Source organism: Maritalea porphyrae (assembly GCF_027213965.1).
Taxonomy (GTDB): domain Bacteria; phylum Pseudomonadota; class Alphaproteobacteria; order Rhizobiales; family Devosiaceae; genus Maritalea; species Maritalea porphyrae_A.
The window spans coordinates 368,067-385,509 of record NZ_JAPWGX010000001.1; the positions used below are offsets into that span (position 1 = coordinate 368,067).

The 17,443-nt window shown below is 50.5% G+C and carries 11 protein-coding genes; 2 read left to right on the plus strand and 9 right to left on the minus strand.

The window, feature by feature from the left end:
• Window positions 1-69: 69 nt before the first annotated feature.
• Entirely contained in the window at window positions 70-1,914 is a 1,845-nt protein-coding gene (locus O4H47_RS02090; RefSeq protein WP_269392276.1) for an ABC transporter ATP-binding protein, read from the minus strand.
• Between the two features lie 163 nt (window positions 1,915-2,077).
• Here O4H47_RS02090 and pepN point away from each other — a divergent pair, with 163 nt between their 5' ends.
• Both pepN and O4H47_RS02100 read left to right on the plus strand, forming a co-directional pair.
• Entirely contained in the window at window positions 2,078-4,714 is a 2,637-nt protein-coding gene (gene pepN, locus O4H47_RS02095) for an aminopeptidase N (protein ID WP_269392277.1), read from the plus strand.
• Window positions 4,715-4,878: 164 nt separating this feature from the next.
• Window positions 4,879-6,321 (plus strand): PAS domain-containing sensor histidine kinase, encoded by a 1,443-nt coding sequence (locus O4H47_RS02100; protein ID WP_269392278.1) that lies wholly within the window; start codon window positions 4,879-4,881, stop codon window positions 6,319-6,321.
• An 8-nt stretch (window positions 6,322-6,329) separates the two neighbouring features.
• Here O4H47_RS02100 and O4H47_RS02105 read toward each other — a convergent pair whose 3' ends face one another.
• From O4H47_RS02105 to O4H47_RS02140, 8 genes are all read right to left on the minus strand, one after another.
• The gene (locus tag O4H47_RS02105) at window positions 6,330-9,212 is read right to left on the minus strand and encodes a bifunctional [glutamine synthetase] adenylyltransferase/[glutamine synthetase]-adenylyl-L-tyrosine phosphorylase (protein WP_269392279.1); all 2,883 of its coding nucleotides are present in this window, start codon (window positions 9,210-9,212) and stop codon (window positions 6,330-6,332) included.
• On the minus strand, window positions 9,213-10,607 hold the full coding sequence (locus O4H47_RS02110) for a HAMP domain-containing sensor histidine kinase (protein ID WP_269392280.1): 1,395 nt from the start codon (window positions 10,605-10,607) through the stop codon (window positions 9,213-9,215).
• Window positions 10,600-11,271 (minus strand): response regulator transcription factor, encoded by a 672-nt coding sequence (locus tag O4H47_RS02115; protein ID WP_269392281.1) that lies wholly within the window; start codon window positions 11,269-11,271, stop codon window positions 10,600-10,602. The genes O4H47_RS02110 and O4H47_RS02115 overlap by 8 nt, the downstream gene beginning before the upstream one ends.
• A 74-nt stretch (window positions 11,272-11,345) precedes the next feature.
• Window positions 11,346-12,842: a Do family serine endopeptidase gene (locus O4H47_RS02120; protein WP_269392282.1), complete on the minus strand. Its 1,497-nt coding sequence runs from the start codon at window positions 12,840-12,842 to the stop codon at window positions 11,346-11,348.
• A 133-nt stretch (window positions 12,843-12,975) separates the two neighbouring features.
• On the minus strand, window positions 12,976-13,728 hold the full coding sequence (locus O4H47_RS02125; RefSeq protein ID WP_269392283.1) for a sulfite exporter TauE/SafE family protein: 753 nt from the start codon (window positions 13,726-13,728) through the stop codon (window positions 12,976-12,978).
• 42 nt (window positions 13,729-13,770) lie between these two features.
• Complete coding sequence (locus O4H47_RS02130; protein WP_269392284.1) at window positions 13,771-14,985, minus strand: bifunctional alpha/beta hydrolase/OsmC family protein; 1,215 nt, start codon at window positions 14,983-14,985, stop codon at window positions 13,771-13,773.
• Window positions 14,963-15,457 carry a cytochrome c-type biogenesis protein gene (locus O4H47_RS02135; protein ID WP_269392285.1) on the minus strand — a complete coding sequence of 165 codons (495 nt, stop codon included), beginning with the start codon at window positions 15,455-15,457 and terminating at the stop codon, window positions 14,963-14,965. The genes O4H47_RS02130 and O4H47_RS02135 overlap by 23 nt, the downstream gene beginning before the upstream one ends.
• Window positions 15,454-17,436, minus strand: coding sequence for a heme lyase CcmF/NrfE family subunit (locus O4H47_RS02140; RefSeq protein WP_269392286.1), 1,983 nt, complete (start codon window positions 17,434-17,436; stop codon window positions 15,454-15,456). Before O4H47_RS02140 ends, O4H47_RS02135 begins: the two co-directional genes overlap by 4 nt.
• Window positions 17,437-17,443: the final 7 nt, after the last annotated feature.

Here is a 17,443-nt window from a genome sequence, read left to right on the forward strand (position 1 = left end):
TCTTATTTAAAAAGTTTTTTCTTACTTTATGTGCAGTTACCTTAAAAGGCAACATTGATTTTTCCTGCCCTATTCCGCCGCAGCAAATCCACCGGATTGTCGCTTCCACAATTGGGCGTAGTGCCCATCTCGCTCTAGCAATTCATCGTGGGTGCCCTGCTCCACTACCCTGCCCTCATCCATCACCAACAGGCGATCCATGGCGGCAATTGTGGACAAGCGGTGTGCAATCGCGATGACGGTTTTGTCTGCCATCAATTCGGTCAACTGCTCTTGAATGGCCGCTTCCACCTCGCTATCAAGCGCAGAAGTTGCTTCATCCAACACCAGAATAGGTGCGTCTTTGAGCAACACACGGGCAATGGCGATCCGCTGGCGTTGGCCACCAGACAATTTCACGCCCCGTTCACCCACTTTCGCCTCATAGGCTTTGTTTCCATCTTCGTCTTGCAAATCAAGGATCACGTCGTGGATTTTTGCCCGCCTCGCCGCCTCAACCATCTGCTCGTCAGTTGCGTCTGGTTTGCCATATTTGATATTATCGCCCACCGAGCGATGCAGAAGCGAAGTATCCTGTGAAACAAAGCCAATAGCTTGACGCAAACTGTCTTGGCCAACGCGTGAAATATCTTGTCCATCGATAGCAATCACACCTTCTTCTGCATCAAACAGGCGCAACAACAGATTGACGATTGTTGACTTTCCGGCGCCCGAACGACCAATCAACCCGACCTTTTCGCCCGGTCTGATGTCAAGATTAAGCTCATCGATAACCCGTTTATCTTCGCCACCGTCGTAGTTGAACTTTACGTCTTCAAAGGCAATACCGGCCTTTTCAACCGCAAGTTCAGGTGCATTGGGTTCGTCCACCATCGTAAGCGGCTTAGAAATGGTTTCCATGCCGTCGCGCACCGTGCCCATATCGCGGAAAATGCCGGATGCGACTTCCAAAATCCAGCCAGAGATATTGAGCAATTGCCAAACAAACGGCACGATCATAGCGAATTGGCCCGTGGTGATCAGGCCCTTGTTCCACCAAGATAGTGCGAGGTAGCCCGTGGTGATTAGCAAAATAGTGTTGATGACGAACAGGCTCATCCACATGCGCGAAAATACCCGCATCAACAGGCGGAACTGCTTGATGTTTTCCTCAACTGAATCCGCAACATATTTGTCTTCAAGACTTCCAGTCGCAAACGTTTTCAGCGTTTGAATGTTGGCATAGCAATCCACCATGCGCCCCGTGACAACCGAGCGCGCGTTTGAGTTGATCTTGGATTGTTTGGCAATCGCTGGGAGCGAGAAATACATCAGCAACAAATAGGCAGCGGCCCACCCCAAGAGCGGGAACAAAAAGACGATGTCTTGATTGGCCAGAACACCCGTTGCGACGATAAAGAACACAACCATGTACCAAACCGCATCGATCACCTCCATGGCGCTATTCTCAAGCGATGGACCTGTTTCAAATATCTTTGAGGCAATTCGGCCCGCAAAGTCTTTTTGGAAAAAAGTCCAGCTTTGGCGCACCACATGCCAGTGCGATTGCCAGCGCACGCGGCCCACCAAAGATGGGACAATGGTGTGGTATTGGATGAGAATATCTAAGACAAAAACCGAAGGGCGCAATGCCAAGGTGATGCCCATTGCCAAAAGCAAAGCGCCTTGGTCTTTGAACAAGGTTCCCGGCTCTGTGCCTGACACAAGATCAACAATGGTCCCAAGGAATATCGGAATCATAGCATCAAGGGCTGCGCCAATGGCCACAATAATGACTTTGAACATTACGGGTGTTCGGAACTGGCCAATGAAATACCAATAGAATTTGAGCAACCCCATCGGTGGATGTGGATTGGGTTCAATATGAATCGGCGAATAATGCTTTTCGAACCAGGCGAAAATAGAATTTAACATGTTTGATACACAAAAAGGTTGGCAAGCTGGTTTGAATCAACCAGCCTTTCAGATTATATGCGGTGGACGAATTTGGCTGTAGCGGTTCTGCCACAGTGTTTCGCAATTTAAAAACTCGCCAAAAAAATAGGCGCAAAAACAACTCGGGGATTATGAGCTAAAGATGGCTGAAGAACACAAAACCACTTACCTAAGTGATTACAAACCAAGCGAATATGCGCTTGAAACGACTGATCTGGATGTGGTGTTCGCGCCCGACGAGATGGACATCAAGGCTAAGCTAAAATTTCATTTGCGCGACGGTGTTGCACCAGGTTCGGCGCTCAAATTGCATGGCGAGCACATGGAATTGCGTCATGTGGCAATTGATGGCCGCGCGCTTTCAAGCGACGAATATACGGTGTCGGACAAATTTCTTGAGATTCAGAACCCGCCAAAAGAGTTCACGCTTGAGACCGTTGTGCGCGTGCAGCCAGAGGCGAACAAAGCACTTGAGGGCCTATACCGTTCCAGCGGGGTTTGGTGCACACAATGTGAAGCGGAAGGCTTTCGCCGCATCACCTATTCTTATGACCGCCCAGATGTAATGTCTGTCTATAGTGTGCGCATGGAAGCGGACAAAACACAGGCGCCAATTCTGCTTTCTAATGGCAATCCGGTGGAAAGTGGCGATTTGGACGGCAATCGCCATTTTGCACTTTGGCATGACCCTCATCCAAAACCATCCTACCTGTTTGCGATGGTCGCGGGCGATTTGGCCCACATCGAAGACAGTTTCACCACCATGACAGGAAAACATGTCGATCTGGCCATTTATGTTGAGCATGGCAAGGAAGGTCAATGCGACTGGGCGATGGATAGCCTGAAACGCTCAATGGTTTGGGACGAAGAACGGTTCGGGTGCGAGTATGATCTTGACGTGTTCAACATTGTTGCGGTGTCAGATTTCAACCTTGGCGCAATGGAAAACAAGGGCTTAAACATTTTCAACGACAAATGTATTTTGGCGAATCCGCAAACCGCAACTGACGATGATTATGAAAAAGTTGAAGCGATTATTGCGCACGAGTATTTCCACAATTGGACGGGCAACCGAATTACTTGTCGAGATTGGTTCCAGCTCTGCCTCAAAGAGGGGTTAACCGTTTTTCGCGACGAAGAGTTTACTAGTGACGAGCGCTCACGCGCTGTAAAGCGGATTGTTGATGCACGTGACTTGCGCGCGCACCAATATGCCGAAGATTCAGGTCCGCTTTCACACCCACCTCGCCCAAACCAATTCAAAGAAATCAACAATTTCTACACAGCCACGGTCTATGAAAAAGGCTCAGCGATTGTGCGCATGATCCAGACCTATTTGGGCAAAGATATGTTCCGCAAAGGCATGGACATCTATCTTGAACGCCACGACGGTGATGCAGCCATTATCGAAGACTTCGTGAAATGCTTTGAAGATGCAAGCGGCAAAGACTTAAGCCATTTGCAAATGTGGTACACGGTTGCCGGGCGTCCCGAAGTGAACATCACCCACAGCTATGACGGCGAGAGCAAGCGCCTAACCATCAACCTTGAACAGATCAATAAGCCAACGCCGGGCGAGCCCACGAAAGAGCCCAAATTTATTCCAATTCGATTTGGTTTGGTTTCTGATAATGGCGAAGACCTTAGCTGGGATAGTGTAGCAGGGGCAACGGTTGAAGAAGATCTGATGATCCTTGAAAAAGCCAAGCAGACCGTGGTGTTTGAAGGGGTATCGAGCAAGCCAACACTTTCCCTGTTCCGCGATTTTTCGGCACCGGTTAGCGTCAATTCAGATTTAACGATGGTCGACAAACTTAACCTTGCACGATTAGACAATGACCCGTTCAACCGCTGGGACAGTTTGCAAAATGTTGCGCTTGATATCTTGGTGCCTGCCGCCAAAATCGGCGGAGAGGACCCCACCCCGCAAGACCTTGGCAAATTGGCTGAAGCGTTCCGGTCTGTTTTGATGGACCAAACACTTGATGACGCCTTTAAAGCGCTAACGCTTAGCTTGCCGACCCAGTCTGTTTTGGCTGAACACGTTGGCGAGAATATTGATCCTGAACACATCTATGATGTGCGACGCTTGGCACTTTCAGCAATCGCGACGATGATCGAACCTGAGCTAGCTCAAACATATAAGTCGTTGCTTGATGAAGGTGCCTATTCGCCTGACGCTGCTTCTGCTGGTGCACGTGCATTGAAAAATCAGTGCCTCAACCTATTGTTGGCAGCGGACGCAAACAAAGGCGGCCAAGTGGCCGTAGCACAATATCACGCCGCCACCAATGTGACGGACCGGAGTGCTGCACTTGGCGCGCTAGCGGCGTCCAACCACCCTGCCGCAGCGGAATTGCTCACCGATTTCCGCAATAATCACTGTGACGATATTTTGGTGTTCGATAAGTGGCTAAGCTTAAACGCAATCATTCCAGATGAAGACGCGCTGGATCGCGTCAAATCTTTGATGAATGATCCAAAATTCAACATTGAAAACCCCAATCGCGTGAGATCTTTGATTGGTGGTTTTGCGGCCAATCAGGTTCAATTTGGGCGCAAAGATGGGGCGAGCTTTAACTTTGCAACGAACTTGATTGCGGACATTGATACGCGCACGCCTCAATTGGCCGCACGATTGCTCACGCTTTTCCGTTCGTTCAAAAAATACGAATCAACTCGCCGAACCGCCGCACAATCCGCGCTGGAAAACCTACAAAAAAGCCCCAACTTGTCGCCTGACTGTTCAGACATTTTGGAACGCACTTTGGCTGGTTAATTTTTTTTCTAACAGTAAGTGATTCAAAAGACTCAAAGTTTTTTGGAGCCGGTGTTAAGTTACAATTTGGGGGCTCGACAAGAGTCCCCTTTTTGATTCAGTATCTTAGCTAAGCGAAGCGAGAAATCGTCGCCTGGGGTTTTATTTGATACTGGAGAGATACGATGTTGACGACGGAGCAATCCGACGGCGCTGCAACGGGATTCAGAGCAACACAGAATGTGTCGCATGACTCAAAACTTTCGCAGAAGCGATCCGTCACTTTTTCCAACTGGCAAAACATCACATCGCTCACTCCAGACGTCCAATTTGAAATTGCAAAAACACTTGTCGCCATGCTGATTGTGGCAGCGGCAATTTTTTTCTTTGAAGGCTTTGACCTTTTCACCCGCTCCATTATTGCCATTTTGACCATTGCAGGTGTTTGCGCGCTGCACCAACTAATCCAACTGGCACCGGTACAAGAAGAGCAGAGCGAAGCAACAAACACATTGCACGAAACCCTTGAGCATATGCCACATGGTTTAGCCCACTGGGACGCGCAAGCGCAGCTACTTTGGTGCAACTCAGCCTATCGCGAATTGATGGGATTGGAAGAGAAAGCAGCGGAACAGGGTGCGCCTTACGCCGAGATTATGACCGAGGCAACAAATCCAATTACATTTGATGCACATAAAGACGATGAGCATCATCGAGTTGTAGTGGCCAAATGTGCAGACGAGAAAATCATCCGCATCGAGGATATTTCTGACCCGGACCACAGTTTTGTTACCGTGATTATTGATAGCACCGAACACCACGCGGCAAAGAAAGCCAAAAAAGCGCTGCAAGAGCAATATCGGGAACTAGCTAAACAATATCATGCTGAAAAGATCGCGGCTGAAGCAGCCAGCAGATCAAAGACAAGCTTTTTGGCGCACCTGAGCCACGACATGCGCACCCCCCTTAACCACATCATTGGTTTTGCCGACCTTGTGCAACATGAACCTTACGGCCCTCTTGGGGACAAACGATACTCAAACTATATCTCCGACATCAAACAATCCGGCGAAGCTCTGCTTGACAATTTTGCTTCGATTTTGGATCTGGCCCAACTTGAGGGTGGGCAAACAATTCAAAATGACGCTGACGTGGATATGTATAAGTTCGTGAAGCAGAGCCTGCGCCGCCATGCAGCGCGTGCCAAACGCGCCGGGCTAAAACTGGACGCAATGAACCTTTGTGAAAGCGTCGTGAAAGCAGATCCCGCATTGTTGCGCCGAATGGTCGACAACCTTTTGGACAATGCCATTCGTTTTACCCAAGAAGGTGGATCAATTGTGCTAAACTGTTGGTGCGGAAACGATGGTGTGGTTTTAGAGGTTACTGACAGTGGCATTGGCATGCCGCAAGAACGCGTCGAGTTACTGTCTCAGCCCTTTATCTTGGGCGAAGCGGCCTTCACTAAAGACCACAACGGACTGGGCCTTGGCATTGCCACTTCCCGAGCGATCGCTGAATTGTCTGGCGGATCCTTGGTGATCGACAGCAACCCCGGCATAGGCACAACAGTCGCCATCACGCTACCTGCGAAGATTGAAGATGGCACTTTAGAAAAAGCCGCTTAGCGATTCATTTAATTGATAAATTCCTCAAACACCGATGCTGTTCGATTTTGTCGTTCCGCCAGTTCTTCCTCAAGCATTTGAAGGCTCGGGAAATTGGTAGTGCGGGTCAAAAGCTCAACAAAACCATCACTCCAGTTTTCAGTTTTCACCGCCTCAATCTGGCAGGCGGCAGTGAGCTGCAGCACCACATTGTAAAGCGCGTGAGTTTGATCAAGTTCAGCTGTGCTTTCAATTCGACCATGAGCTTCAAGCGCTTTGATAACGTCCAGAGGTGGTGCTTGTGGCACGCCCAATTCTTGACCAAAGGCCAGCTGGGCAAACTGAGCTATGAACTCTAGATCAATCAAACCACCACTTGCGAGCTTGATGTCCCAAGCCGATTTGGCCGGCCGTTCACGTAGCAAACGGTTGCGCATATCCAATACGTCGGTCACAAGCTTTTGGTGATCAACCGGCCCTGTCAGCACCGTTTCAATTACTTTGGAAATGCGCGCACCCAATTGCCCATCGGCAAAAACCACGCGTGCGCGAGAGAGTGCCATATGTTCCCATGTCCAGGCATCTTCGCGTTGATAGCGTTCAAAACCACGCAAACTGGTTGCGAGCGGCCCTGCGTTGCCTGAAGGGCGCAAACGCATATCTGTTTCATACAGCACCCCTTCTGCAGTGGGTGCCGAAATTGCGGCAACCAAACGCTGTGTAAGGCGGATGAAATAGTGCGAACTATCCAGCTGCTTTGGACCCGTTGATTGCTCACTGCCTTCGGGCAGATCATAAATCAGGATAAAGTCCAAATCTGATTGTGCATTCATTTCGCGGCTGGCCATTTTACCAAATGCCAGCAACGCCACTTCTGCCCCTTCAACAATGCCATACTTTAATTCAAATTCTTGGCGCACGGCTTCAAAAACCCAATTGAGCAATATTTCAGCCAAAGCGCTAAACTGTTTGGCAGCGGTATCAGCTGCAAGCGTACCAGCGATTAATCCCGCGCTGATGAGAAAGATTTGCTCTTGGCCGAATATACGGGCACGATCAATCAAGTCCTCATAAGAGCGGGCTTCACCCAGAAACTCTTTCGCGCGCACGTCTATAGTGTGAGGGCTGGGCACTTCATCATAGAATGCGGGGTCAATTAAACCGTCCACGATATGCACGCGGCGCAAAATGGCGTCTGTCATACGCGGCGCGGCTGCCATGAAGTCGATCAAGACATTTTGCAGGCGCTGATTGTTCTGCAATAGCGCAAACAGCTGGACCCCTGCGGGCAATTTGGAGATGAAAAAATCAAACTGGCGCAACGCCTCATCCGCGTTGCGCGCATTTGATATGTTGCGCAACAGGCTGGGAATAAGCGCTGTGAGCGTTTGGCGGGCCTTATCAGCCCTTGTAGCGGCGTAGCCGCCATAATGCCAGCGCTTGATGGTTTCTATGACTTTGGAGGGGTCTTTAAACCCGATTTCGGACAGCTTGGTCCAAGTCGCAGGGTCGTCATCACTTCCGGTAAAAACCAGATCACCCAATTCGTCGTCTTCTTCATCATCGCTAAACAATTCGCCATAATGATCAACAACCGCATCCAAACAGTCGCGATAAGCTTTTTTGAAGGCAGCCACATCGTCAAACGGCAACAAGGCGACAATGGGTGCGAGTTGCTTATCGGTCTTGGGAAGTGAATGGGTTTGTTCGTCGTTGAGCATTTGCACACGGTTTTCGACCGCCCGAAGGAACCAATATCGCTCAATCAGTCCTTGAGCAACATCACTGGAAATCCAATTGGTGGCCGCTAGCGCACTGAGTGTGTCTGAAGTGGATCGCGTGCGCAGCAGTGTGTCCCTGCCCCCGGCAATCAGTTGTTGTACTTGGGCGAAAAACTCAATCTCTCGAATGCCGCCACTGCCCAGTTTGACGTTGTGGCCCAACACGGTTCGCCCAGCGACATTTTTTGCCGTGTTGATTTGGCGCTTGATCGTTTTGATGTCGCCGATGGTGGCAAAATCTAAATGCTTGCGCCAGATGAAGGGAGAAAGCTCTGTTAAAAAGCGCTCACCCGCTTCAATATCGCCCGCGCATGGCCGCGCTTTGATCCAAGCTGCCCGCTCCCAGTTTTGGCCGCGCGATTCATAATAGGACATGGCAGCGCCAGTTGAAATGGCAACTGGCGTTGAGCCAGGATCGGGCCGCAAACGCAGGTCAGTGCGGAACACATATCCCGTTTCGTCACGCTCTTGCATGATGGCCGCCAGCTCACGCACCATTTTTTCGTAAATGCGGCCAACACGCGGATTATTTGCGAGCGGTGAACGTGCCAAATCGTAAAACGCTACAATGTCTATGTCCGAGGAATAATTCAGTTCCAACCCGCCATGTTTGCCCAAGGCAAGAATGGTCAGGCCCGACTGACGCGATGGGCGCATGGTTGGATCAACAGCGACACCCAAAGCGTGAAATCGCTCAGTGACCAAATGATCAAGCGCGGCGTCTAAACATTTATCTGCGAACAACGCGAGCCATTCTGTCGTGTCTTTTGGCGTGGTTGCGCCACTCACTTCGGCAACGGCGGTCACCAGTGCGATGCGCAATTTCAACTGCCGCAGCAATGCGCGCAGTCCCATTTCATCCAAATCAAGAGATGGCGCGCCCTCAGCGTCCGCCAATATTTCCGCGACAGTGTCAGCGGTTGGTTTGCTCAACGCCGCGTCAAGCCAAGCAAGGTTTGCCCTTGCGCAATCTGCCAAAAATGGCGCCGCCTCAAAAATGCAGGCCAAGCCAGATTGACACGAAGAAATGTTGCTTAGTGGCAGTACTGTTTCTGCCAATAAATCACCAATTGCCTCGCCATTTCCAAATTGTCTGTTGTACGATTGGAGATAGCTGGCAAGTGGTTTCATTTAATGTTCCGTTGGCATACTCAACCGGATACGTGCGCCCGGTTTGTTATCAAGAATCTCAATAGTACCTTTATGCAACCGCGCGACAGCGGCGACAAGGCTAAGACCGAGCCCAGAACCAGGTTCAGAACGACTTTTTTCCAACCGCACAAAACGTTCTAGCACCCGCTGGCGATCTTCGACCGGAATACCTGCCCCATTATCAGCCACTTCGATGATCATATTTTTACCAGCCACATGCAACGATATCGTGATGGCAGGATTTTCTTTAGCGTCTTTGGCGTATTTGATGGCGTTCTCCACCAAGTTGACGAGCGCTTGCCCAATCAGCTCTCTGTTGCATGAAAAGCGTGGCAAAGCTGCGAGTTCGGTTGAAATGGTGATTCCAGAATCCTCTGCAACAGGTTCATAAAGCTCAGCAATATCTGTTATGACATCAGCCAGATCTACAGGACTGAACGCGCCCGAAGGTGACCCTGCCTCCACGCGGGCGATCATCAGCAGCGCGTTGAACGTGCGGATGAGTTGGTCGCATTCTTCAATTGTCGTCTCCAGCGCCTCACGTTGTTGATCGGGTGTGGTGCCGTCTTTTAGCGCACCTTCGACTTTGTTGCGCAAACGCGTAAGCGGTGTCTTAAGATCATGTGCCACGTTGTCAGTGACTTCCTTGAGCCCTTGCATCAATTGCTCGATACGCTCAAGCATGGCATTTAGATTGGTGGCCAACCCGTCAAATTCGTCATTGCGTTTGGTGACCGGAATGCGCTCTGACATAGAGCCTGACATGATTTTGCGGGCGGTATCGGAGACCGTGTCGACCCGCTTAAGGACTGAGCGCGCGGTCAAAACGCCAACAATCACTGAAAGGGCAATAATCCACAAAACACCCCAGCCAAAAGCTTGAAAAATGGCCGCGCTGTAACCGCGCCGTTCAACGATGTCTCGCCCAACAACCAAGCGAAACCCACTCGGCAGCTGAAAGCTTTTAACCAAGGCAACTCCTTGTGCCCGCGGGTCATCAGCGTGCAAATCCTCCCCGCGATCATATTTGAAGGTGTGGGTTCCTGGATTTTCAAGCACATCAATTGGAACAGCAAGCACATTGCCAGCAATCGCCTGCCCAGTGGGGTCGGCAACGTAATAGATGCCAGGGCCCGGCCTGTTGGCATTGCGCTGTAAAGCAACAACCAACCCCCGTGTGCCAAGGCGTTGGTATTGTTTGTTGAGTTGATCGATTTCACTATCAATCGCGCGTAATTGCTGCGTTTGAATCATAATCGACGTCTGGTAGGCGAGATATCCCAAAATGCCGATGGCAAAAACCACAAAAACAGCAATTAGCATTGCAGTAAGGCGAAAAGTTGTGGTGCGCCAAAGCTGCCAAAAGCTATGCACGGATCATGTACCCTGCGCCACGAATTGTGTGCAAGAGCACACTTGGGCGACCCTTGTCGATCTTTGTACGTAACCTCGACATGTGCACGTCGATTACGTTGGTTTGGGGATCAAAGTGATAGTCCCACACGTTTTCGAGCAACATCGTGCGTGTCACCACTTGCCCGGAGTGTTTCATGAGATATTCGAGTAGGCGAAACTCTCGGGGTTGAAGAGTGATTTTTTCGCCATCGCGCTCAACATTGCGCGACAATCGATCAAGGGTCAGGCCGCCTACTTGGTAAGCTGTTGATGCCTCTGCAGGTGCGGAACGTCGTGCGAGCACTTCAATACGTGCAAGCAACTCAGAAAAAGCATAGGGCTTTGTCAAATAGTCGTCGCCCCCTGCCCGCAGACCAGTTACGCGATCATCAACTTCTCCAAGTGCTGATAGGATTAGTGCCGGGGTCTCGTCGTTTTCGGCCCGAAGGGATTCAATGATGGAAAGACCATCGCGACGAGGCAACATGCGATCTACGATCAAGATATCATAGTCCATCGAGCTGGCCATTGCGTATCCCGTTTCACCATCCGCAGCATGATGAGTGACGTGCCCGGCTTCATCGAGCGCCTGAATAAGATAATTGGCCGCTTCGCGATCATCTTCAATCAAAAGTATCTTCATACCGACCAAACTACCTTCTACGCTGGGGAAGAACAATTGCTGGCCGCCAATTTCGGGCGACCAGCCAGAGTGGATTACTCGATGGGTAAACCTACGTAACGCGAGTTGCCGTCTCTTGAGGCTTTCACCAGCATGGTATTACGCCCGGCCGCTTTGACTTCATCGATGGCTTTTTCAAAATCTGCGATTGTGTTCACCGGCTTTGAGTTGGCCAACAGAATTACGTCACCTGGCACAAAGCCCTTTTCCATCGCAATGCTCTCTTGCAAGATGTCGGTCACCACTAAGCCGTCACCTTCTTCGTTCGGCATCAAAACAAGACCGGTTGATGATTCATGTGGTGCGGTTGGATCAATCGGATCGACTTCTGGCACGGCCTCAACCAGCGCCTGCTCGTCCGTTAGGGTCGCAAGTTTCACGCTGACTTTTTCTCTTGCGCCATCACGCCACAAGACCAGCTCCACTTCGCTTTCTGGGCTATATTGGCCAATAATGCGGGCCAAATCACGCGCGCCTTCAATTTTCTCACCGTTGACGCGTAAAATGATATCGCCCGATTGGATTCCTGCTTTTTGTGCTGGCGAATCTGGGCGTGGCTCGGTGACCAATGCACCAGTAGTTTTGTCTAAGCCAACGCTTTCAGCAATATCATCGCTTACATCTTGGATCGACACACCCAAATAACCGCGCGTGACGTTGCCGTCGTCCATCAGATCAAAAACAACTTGTTTAACGACTGACGCAGGGATCGCGAATGCGATGCCAACATTGCCACCACTTGGTGAGAAAATGGCCGTATTTACGCCGACAACTTTGCCAGTTGTGTCAAATGCTGGGCCACCGGAGTTGCCACGGTTTACCGCCGCATCGATTTGGATGAAATCATCATAGGCGTTTGCGTTAATGTCGCGTCCACGTGCCGAAACGATACCTGCGGTAACAGTGCCTCCCAACCCAAATGGGTTGCCAATGGCAACGACCCAATCACCTACACGGGCTTCAGCATCTGAGAATTCAACATATTCGAGTTCATTTGCTGCTTCGATTTTTAGCAATGCCAAATCTGTTCTAGGATCAGTGCCAATAATTTTGGCATTCATTTCCGCGCCATCGTCCATAACCACAACAACTTCAGCGGCATCTTCAACCACGTGATTGTTGGTGACGACAAATCCATCAGCGGAGATGATGAATCCAGAACCCATGGATTGACCAAAACGTGGACGTTGTTTTCGATTATTCTGATCGCCACGCAACCCGAATTGGTCTTCAAATTGCTTGAAGAAATCATTGAATGGGTGACCTTCCGGTAAATCCGGCATGGTAAAATTGTCGTTGAAGCGCGGTCCGCGGGTTTCAACAATCTTGGTTTTTACTCTTATTGAGACCACTGCAGGACGAACAGCTTCCACCAAATCGGCAAAGCTGAACGGAGCCGCGTTTTGCACAGCAATCTGAGCAGTTGCCGGCATCGTTGTGGTCGCCACGCTGACAAGCGCCGTGGTTGATATCAACGCAGCTGCTGTGATGGCAGCAAGGCGTTTGGATTTTGTCAGGTTCAAGAATTTCATGAAGGTGTTCTCCGTTAAAAACGACATCCCAATCGAATTGGCATATATTTGGAACATGTCCCCTTTCCGCACCATGAAAGGAAGATTAAAGTTTTGTAATGTTGACGGCAAAACTGTGGCAGTTTTGGGGTTTTTAGAAGGATCGATAGATCAGAATAAGCGCGATGGCTGTCATGGCGATTTTGAACGCCTGGCGGAACAGTTTCTCTGGCAATCTATCGAGCATTTTTCCCCCAACCCACGTACCAGCAAAACCAGCACCAACCATTGCGATCAACAATGCCGCATAGTCATAAAAAGAGAACCCAAGGAACACGAAAACGGCGATTTTCGCGATGTTTTGAAAAGTCATCAGCACGGCATGGGTGGCAACGAACGGTTTGCGGTCTTCAATAAACTTCAACAGGCCAGCCACAATGGGGCCGCTGACACCAATGATCATCGAAATAAAGGCTGCAAACCCGCCAAAACTGAACAAGGCAAGCGGCCTGCGATTTTTGGATGAAGGTTTTGGCCCCCAAACTGAATAGAGCAGGAACGCTGCGATCAAGAGCGTGAAAAGCTGATTGGGCATCCAGACTGCAACCTGCCCGCCAAGCATAGCGCCAGGAATGCCCCCAAGAGCAAACCAAATCGCATATTGCCATTGAATGTCTTTGCGGCGCAAAAACGCGCGGCCCGCATTAGAGCCCAGTTGCACCACGCCATGCATGGGAACGGCAATGGCGGCAGGCAGAAAGAATGTTAGAATGGCGATTAAGGTGATCCCCCCGCCAAGCCCAAGTGCCGCCGTTAAACCTGACGTAAAAAAGCTTGCGATGACCAAAATGAGCGCGATCCAGCCATCAAGACCTGATGGCACCAGCGCGGAGATGAAATCTATCATGTCGACTTGATAAACCTGCTGGAGGATTCGTGCAATTGGGCCCTACTGCCCCAATAGGGTTCTGATAATAGAGCTCTGCTCCAAAGTGCGATGAACTGGGCACTTATCGGCAATTTCTAACATGCGATGGCGCTGCTCTTTGTCCAGCTCGCCTTCAATGTGGATAAAGCGCTTAAAAACATCCACGCGCCCTTCATGGCCCCGTGCACACTCTTCACAGTCTTTGGCATGGTGTTTGGCGTGTTCAACCCGTGTTTCAATGTGATTGACGGGCCATTTTTTCCGGTCCGCATACATGCGCAAAGTCAATGTGGTGCAGCCACCAAGTGCGGCGGCCAGCAAATCATAGGGCGTTGGGCCACGATCAGATCCGCCAACGGCGATGGGCTCATCTATGGTCAAAGGATGGCCAGACGCATCCACATGTAGATGATATTTGCCCTCGCCGCTTTCAGCCGCAATAACATGGCCCTCAGTGTCGGCCTTTTCAGCGACAGATGGAATATATCTCTCTGCCCATGCCGCAATCACTTGCGCGGCATATGAGGCATGTTCAAGCTTGGTGAGCAGATGATCCGCATCATCCAACGACACAAAGCTTTTTGGGTGCATGGCAGCCTTAAAAATACGTTCGGCGTTTTCAACGCTGACCACGCGATCTAGAGGGCTATGCAAAATCAATTTTGCGCCACGGAACTTCTTAATCTGCGCGGGCAAGTCGAATGTGCGCACATCATCAAGGAATTGTTTTTTGACTACAAAGGGTCTGCCCCCAAGATCAATTTCACCTTCCCCGTTCTGCTCAATTTCTTCAACTGAACAAGAAAACTGTTGCAAAACATGCACTGCATTTGCAGGCGCGCCAATGGTGGCAACTGCCTTTACGGATGCGAGTTCAGGTGCAGCGGCAAGCACTGCAGCACCGCCAAGTGAGTGCCCAACCAAAAGTGCTGGCGCATCATAATTGTCAGTCAGCCAATTTGCGGCTGCGACCAAATCTTGGACGTTGGTGGAAAAATTAGTGTCGGAGAAGTCACCGCCAGACTTTCCGAGCCCGGTAAAATCGATGCGCAACACCGCAAAACCATGTTCAGTCAGTGCATTGGCGACCCGACGACTGGCAACAAAATCTTTTGAGCAAGAGAAACAATGCGCGAATATTGCGAAAGCGCGTGTTTTACCGCGCGGCCAGCTGATGGCGGCGGCAAGCTGTTCGCCCATCGCGCTATCGAATTCAACCTTTGTGTTTTTCTCCATCAGTGCCACCTTCATCGTCCGCCGCAGATTTTAACAGTTGGGCCAATGCTGCCTCTTCTTGTGGAGAAAGCGCATTTGGTTTTGGCTGCCTGTTTCTTAGAACAGAAAACAGGGCTATCGCGCCAATCAAGAAAAGGATAGGTGCAGTGAGCCAAAGGACCAAATTGTGGCCGGCGAACACAGGCTTAAGCAGCACGAATTCTCCGTAGCGGGCAACCACAAACTCCATGATTTCACTATCTGAGTCACCCGCGACCAATCGCTCTCGCACAACAATGCGCAAATCTTTTGCCAAGTCCGCATCGCTGTCATCAATCGACTGATTTTGACAAACCAGACATCTCAGCCCCGCTGAAATGGATCTCGCGCGCTGTTCCAACACCGGGTTGTCCAATATCTCATCAGGATTGACAGCGAGAGATGGCGTGAGCAGAGCTAGAAACAACATCAAGGCGATGAAAAATCGATTCATAAAGCTTGTCCAACCGCTTGTTTTTTCGCCTGTTTCGGCGCAGCAACCCGCATCCGCCGATCCGTCAAAGAATAAGCGCCAGCAAGTGCCATCAGCACCGTTCCTAACCATATCAATGTTATCATTGGCTTATGCCAAACCCGCACAACGCGCGCGCCTTCGGGCGTTTTATCCCCTAAGGATACATAGATTTGGGAGAAACCAAAGGTCTGAATGCCAGCTTCAGTTGTGGGCATTCGGCGCGCTGTATAATTGCGTTTTTCCGATGCTAAAGTGCGCAGTTTCCCGCCATCTTTTGAGACCAAAAAATCAGCGTGTTCTGTGACATAGTTGGGTCCCTGTAACAAACGTTCACCCTCATATTGAATGGTGTAGCCTGAAAGCTCTGTCTGATCACCAGGTTGCATGGTGGTGATAAGTTCCGTTTCAAAGCCCGAGACGACAACAATGCCAAGAACAGTGACGCCCAAACCAAAGTGTGCACCAGCTGTCGACCAAACGGTTTTCGGAAGTCCCATTAAGCGTCGCAAACTTCTAGACGGCGCGATGCGGAACAATTGTGAGCGCTCAGCCAAATCCGCAAGTGCGCCGACCATCACCCAAAAAGCCAACAGAAAACCAAGTGGCAACAGGTTCGCGCCCTGCCAAGTAAAGGCTGTGAAAATGATTGTTACCACCAGCGCCACCAAAACCGCGCCAAACAATCGGCGCGACACTGAGAATAGGTCTGCACGTTTCCAAGATAGAAAAGGACCAAATGGGATAACAATTAGCAGCGGCACCATTAACGCGCCAAAAGTCAGATTAAAGAATGGAGCACCAACCGATATTTTGATCCCCGTGAATGCATCTAATACGAGCGGATACAGCGTGCCCACCAAAACAGCAGCGGTTGCCGTGGCGAGAAAGAGATTGTTGACCACCAGCGCCGCTTCACGACTAACCGGTGCGAACAGCCCGCCCGCTCGAAGACTTGGACCGCGCAACGCAAATAGAATAAACGCACCACAGATAAAGAACGCCAATATCCCAAGGATCACTAGCCCTCGCGTTGGATCTGATGCGAACGAATGCACCGACGTCAAAATGCCAGACCGCACCATGAAGGTGCCAAGCAATGACAGGGAGAACGTGAGTATGGCGAGCAGGACAGTCCAGATTTTGAGCGCATTGCGCTTTTCCATCACAAGTGCAGAGTGCAGAAGCGCGGTGCCCGCAAGCCAGGGCATAAAGGATGCGTTTTCAACGGGATCCCAGAACCACCAGCCACCCCAACCAAGCTCATAATATGCCCAGTATGACCCCATTGCGATGCCCAGCGTTAGGAATATCCAGCTTCCCATCGTCCAAGGACGCACCCAACGCGCCCAAGCTGCATCAATTTTTCCTGAAATCAGAGCGGCCATCGCAAAAGAAAAACAGACGGAAAACCCTACGTACCCAACATAAAGAAGTGGTGGGTGAATGGCCAAGCCGACATCTTGCAGAATAGGGTTTAGATCGCGCCCTTCGATTGGGGCATCAAGAATGCGAGCGAATGGGTTGGAGGTAAATACTGTAAAGCCAATAAATGCTGCCCCAAGCAGCCCTTGGTTGGCAAGTACCAGCACATGCAACTTGCGAGGCAGTCGACCACCAAACATCGCCACAGCCGCACCAAAGAGCGTCAAAATGAACACCCAAAGCAGCAATGAGCCTTCATGGTTACCCCAGGAACTGGTAAGCTTGTACAAGAGGGGTTGCTGTGAATGGGAGTGTTCGTATGCCAAGAGCAGCGAGAAGTCGGACGTTGCGAACGCAAACATAAGCGCGGCAAAAGATGCCGCCACCAACACAAACTGGAAAATGGAAGCGTTGCGCATGTAGGCGACGCCGCTATTGCTTGCGCCGCGCCAGATAACTGCACCAATACCCACTTGCCCAATAGCAATCGCGAAGGCCAAGATCAGGGCAAAGTGTCCAAGTTCAATTGTGTACATATTCTAA

Bases quoted from the DNA above. Each gene is read 5' to 3' on its own strand.
- O4H47_RS02140 (WP_269392286.1), bottom strand. From the start codon at position 17,436: ATGTACACAATTGAACTTGGACACTTTGCCCTGATCTTGGCCTTCGCG.
- O4H47_RS02120 (WP_269392282.1), bottom strand. From the start codon at position 12,842: ATGAAATTCTTGAACCTGACAAAATCCAAACGCCTTGCTGCCATCACA.
- O4H47_RS02130 (WP_269392284.1), bottom strand. From the start codon at position 14,985: ATGGAGAAAAACACAAAGGTTGAATTCGATAGCGCGATGGGCGAACAG.
- O4H47_RS02100 (WP_269392278.1), top strand. From the start codon at position 4,879: ATGTTGACGACGGAGCAATCCGACGGCGCTGCAACGGGATTCAGAGCA.
- O4H47_RS02125 (WP_269392283.1), bottom strand. From the start codon at position 13,728: ATGATAGATTTCATCTCCGCGCTGGTGCCATCAGGTCTTGATGGCTGG.
- O4H47_RS02105 (WP_269392279.1), bottom strand. From the start codon at position 9,212: ATGAAACCACTTGCCAGCTATCTCCAATCGTACAACAGACAATTTGGA.
- O4H47_RS02135 (WP_269392285.1), bottom strand. From the start codon at position 15,457: ATGAATCGATTTTTCATCGCCTTGATGTTGTTTCTAGCTCTGCTCACG.
- O4H47_RS02090 (WP_269392276.1), bottom strand. From the start codon at position 1,914: ATGTTAAATTCTATTTTCGCCTGGTTCGAAAAGCATTATTCGCCGATT.
- O4H47_RS02115 (WP_269392281.1), bottom strand. From the start codon at position 11,271: ATGAAGATACTTTTGATTGAAGATGATCGCGAAGCGGCCAATTATCTT.
- pepN (WP_269392277.1), top strand. From the start codon at position 2,078: ATGGCTGAAGAACACAAAACCACTTACCTAAGTGATTACAAACCAAGC.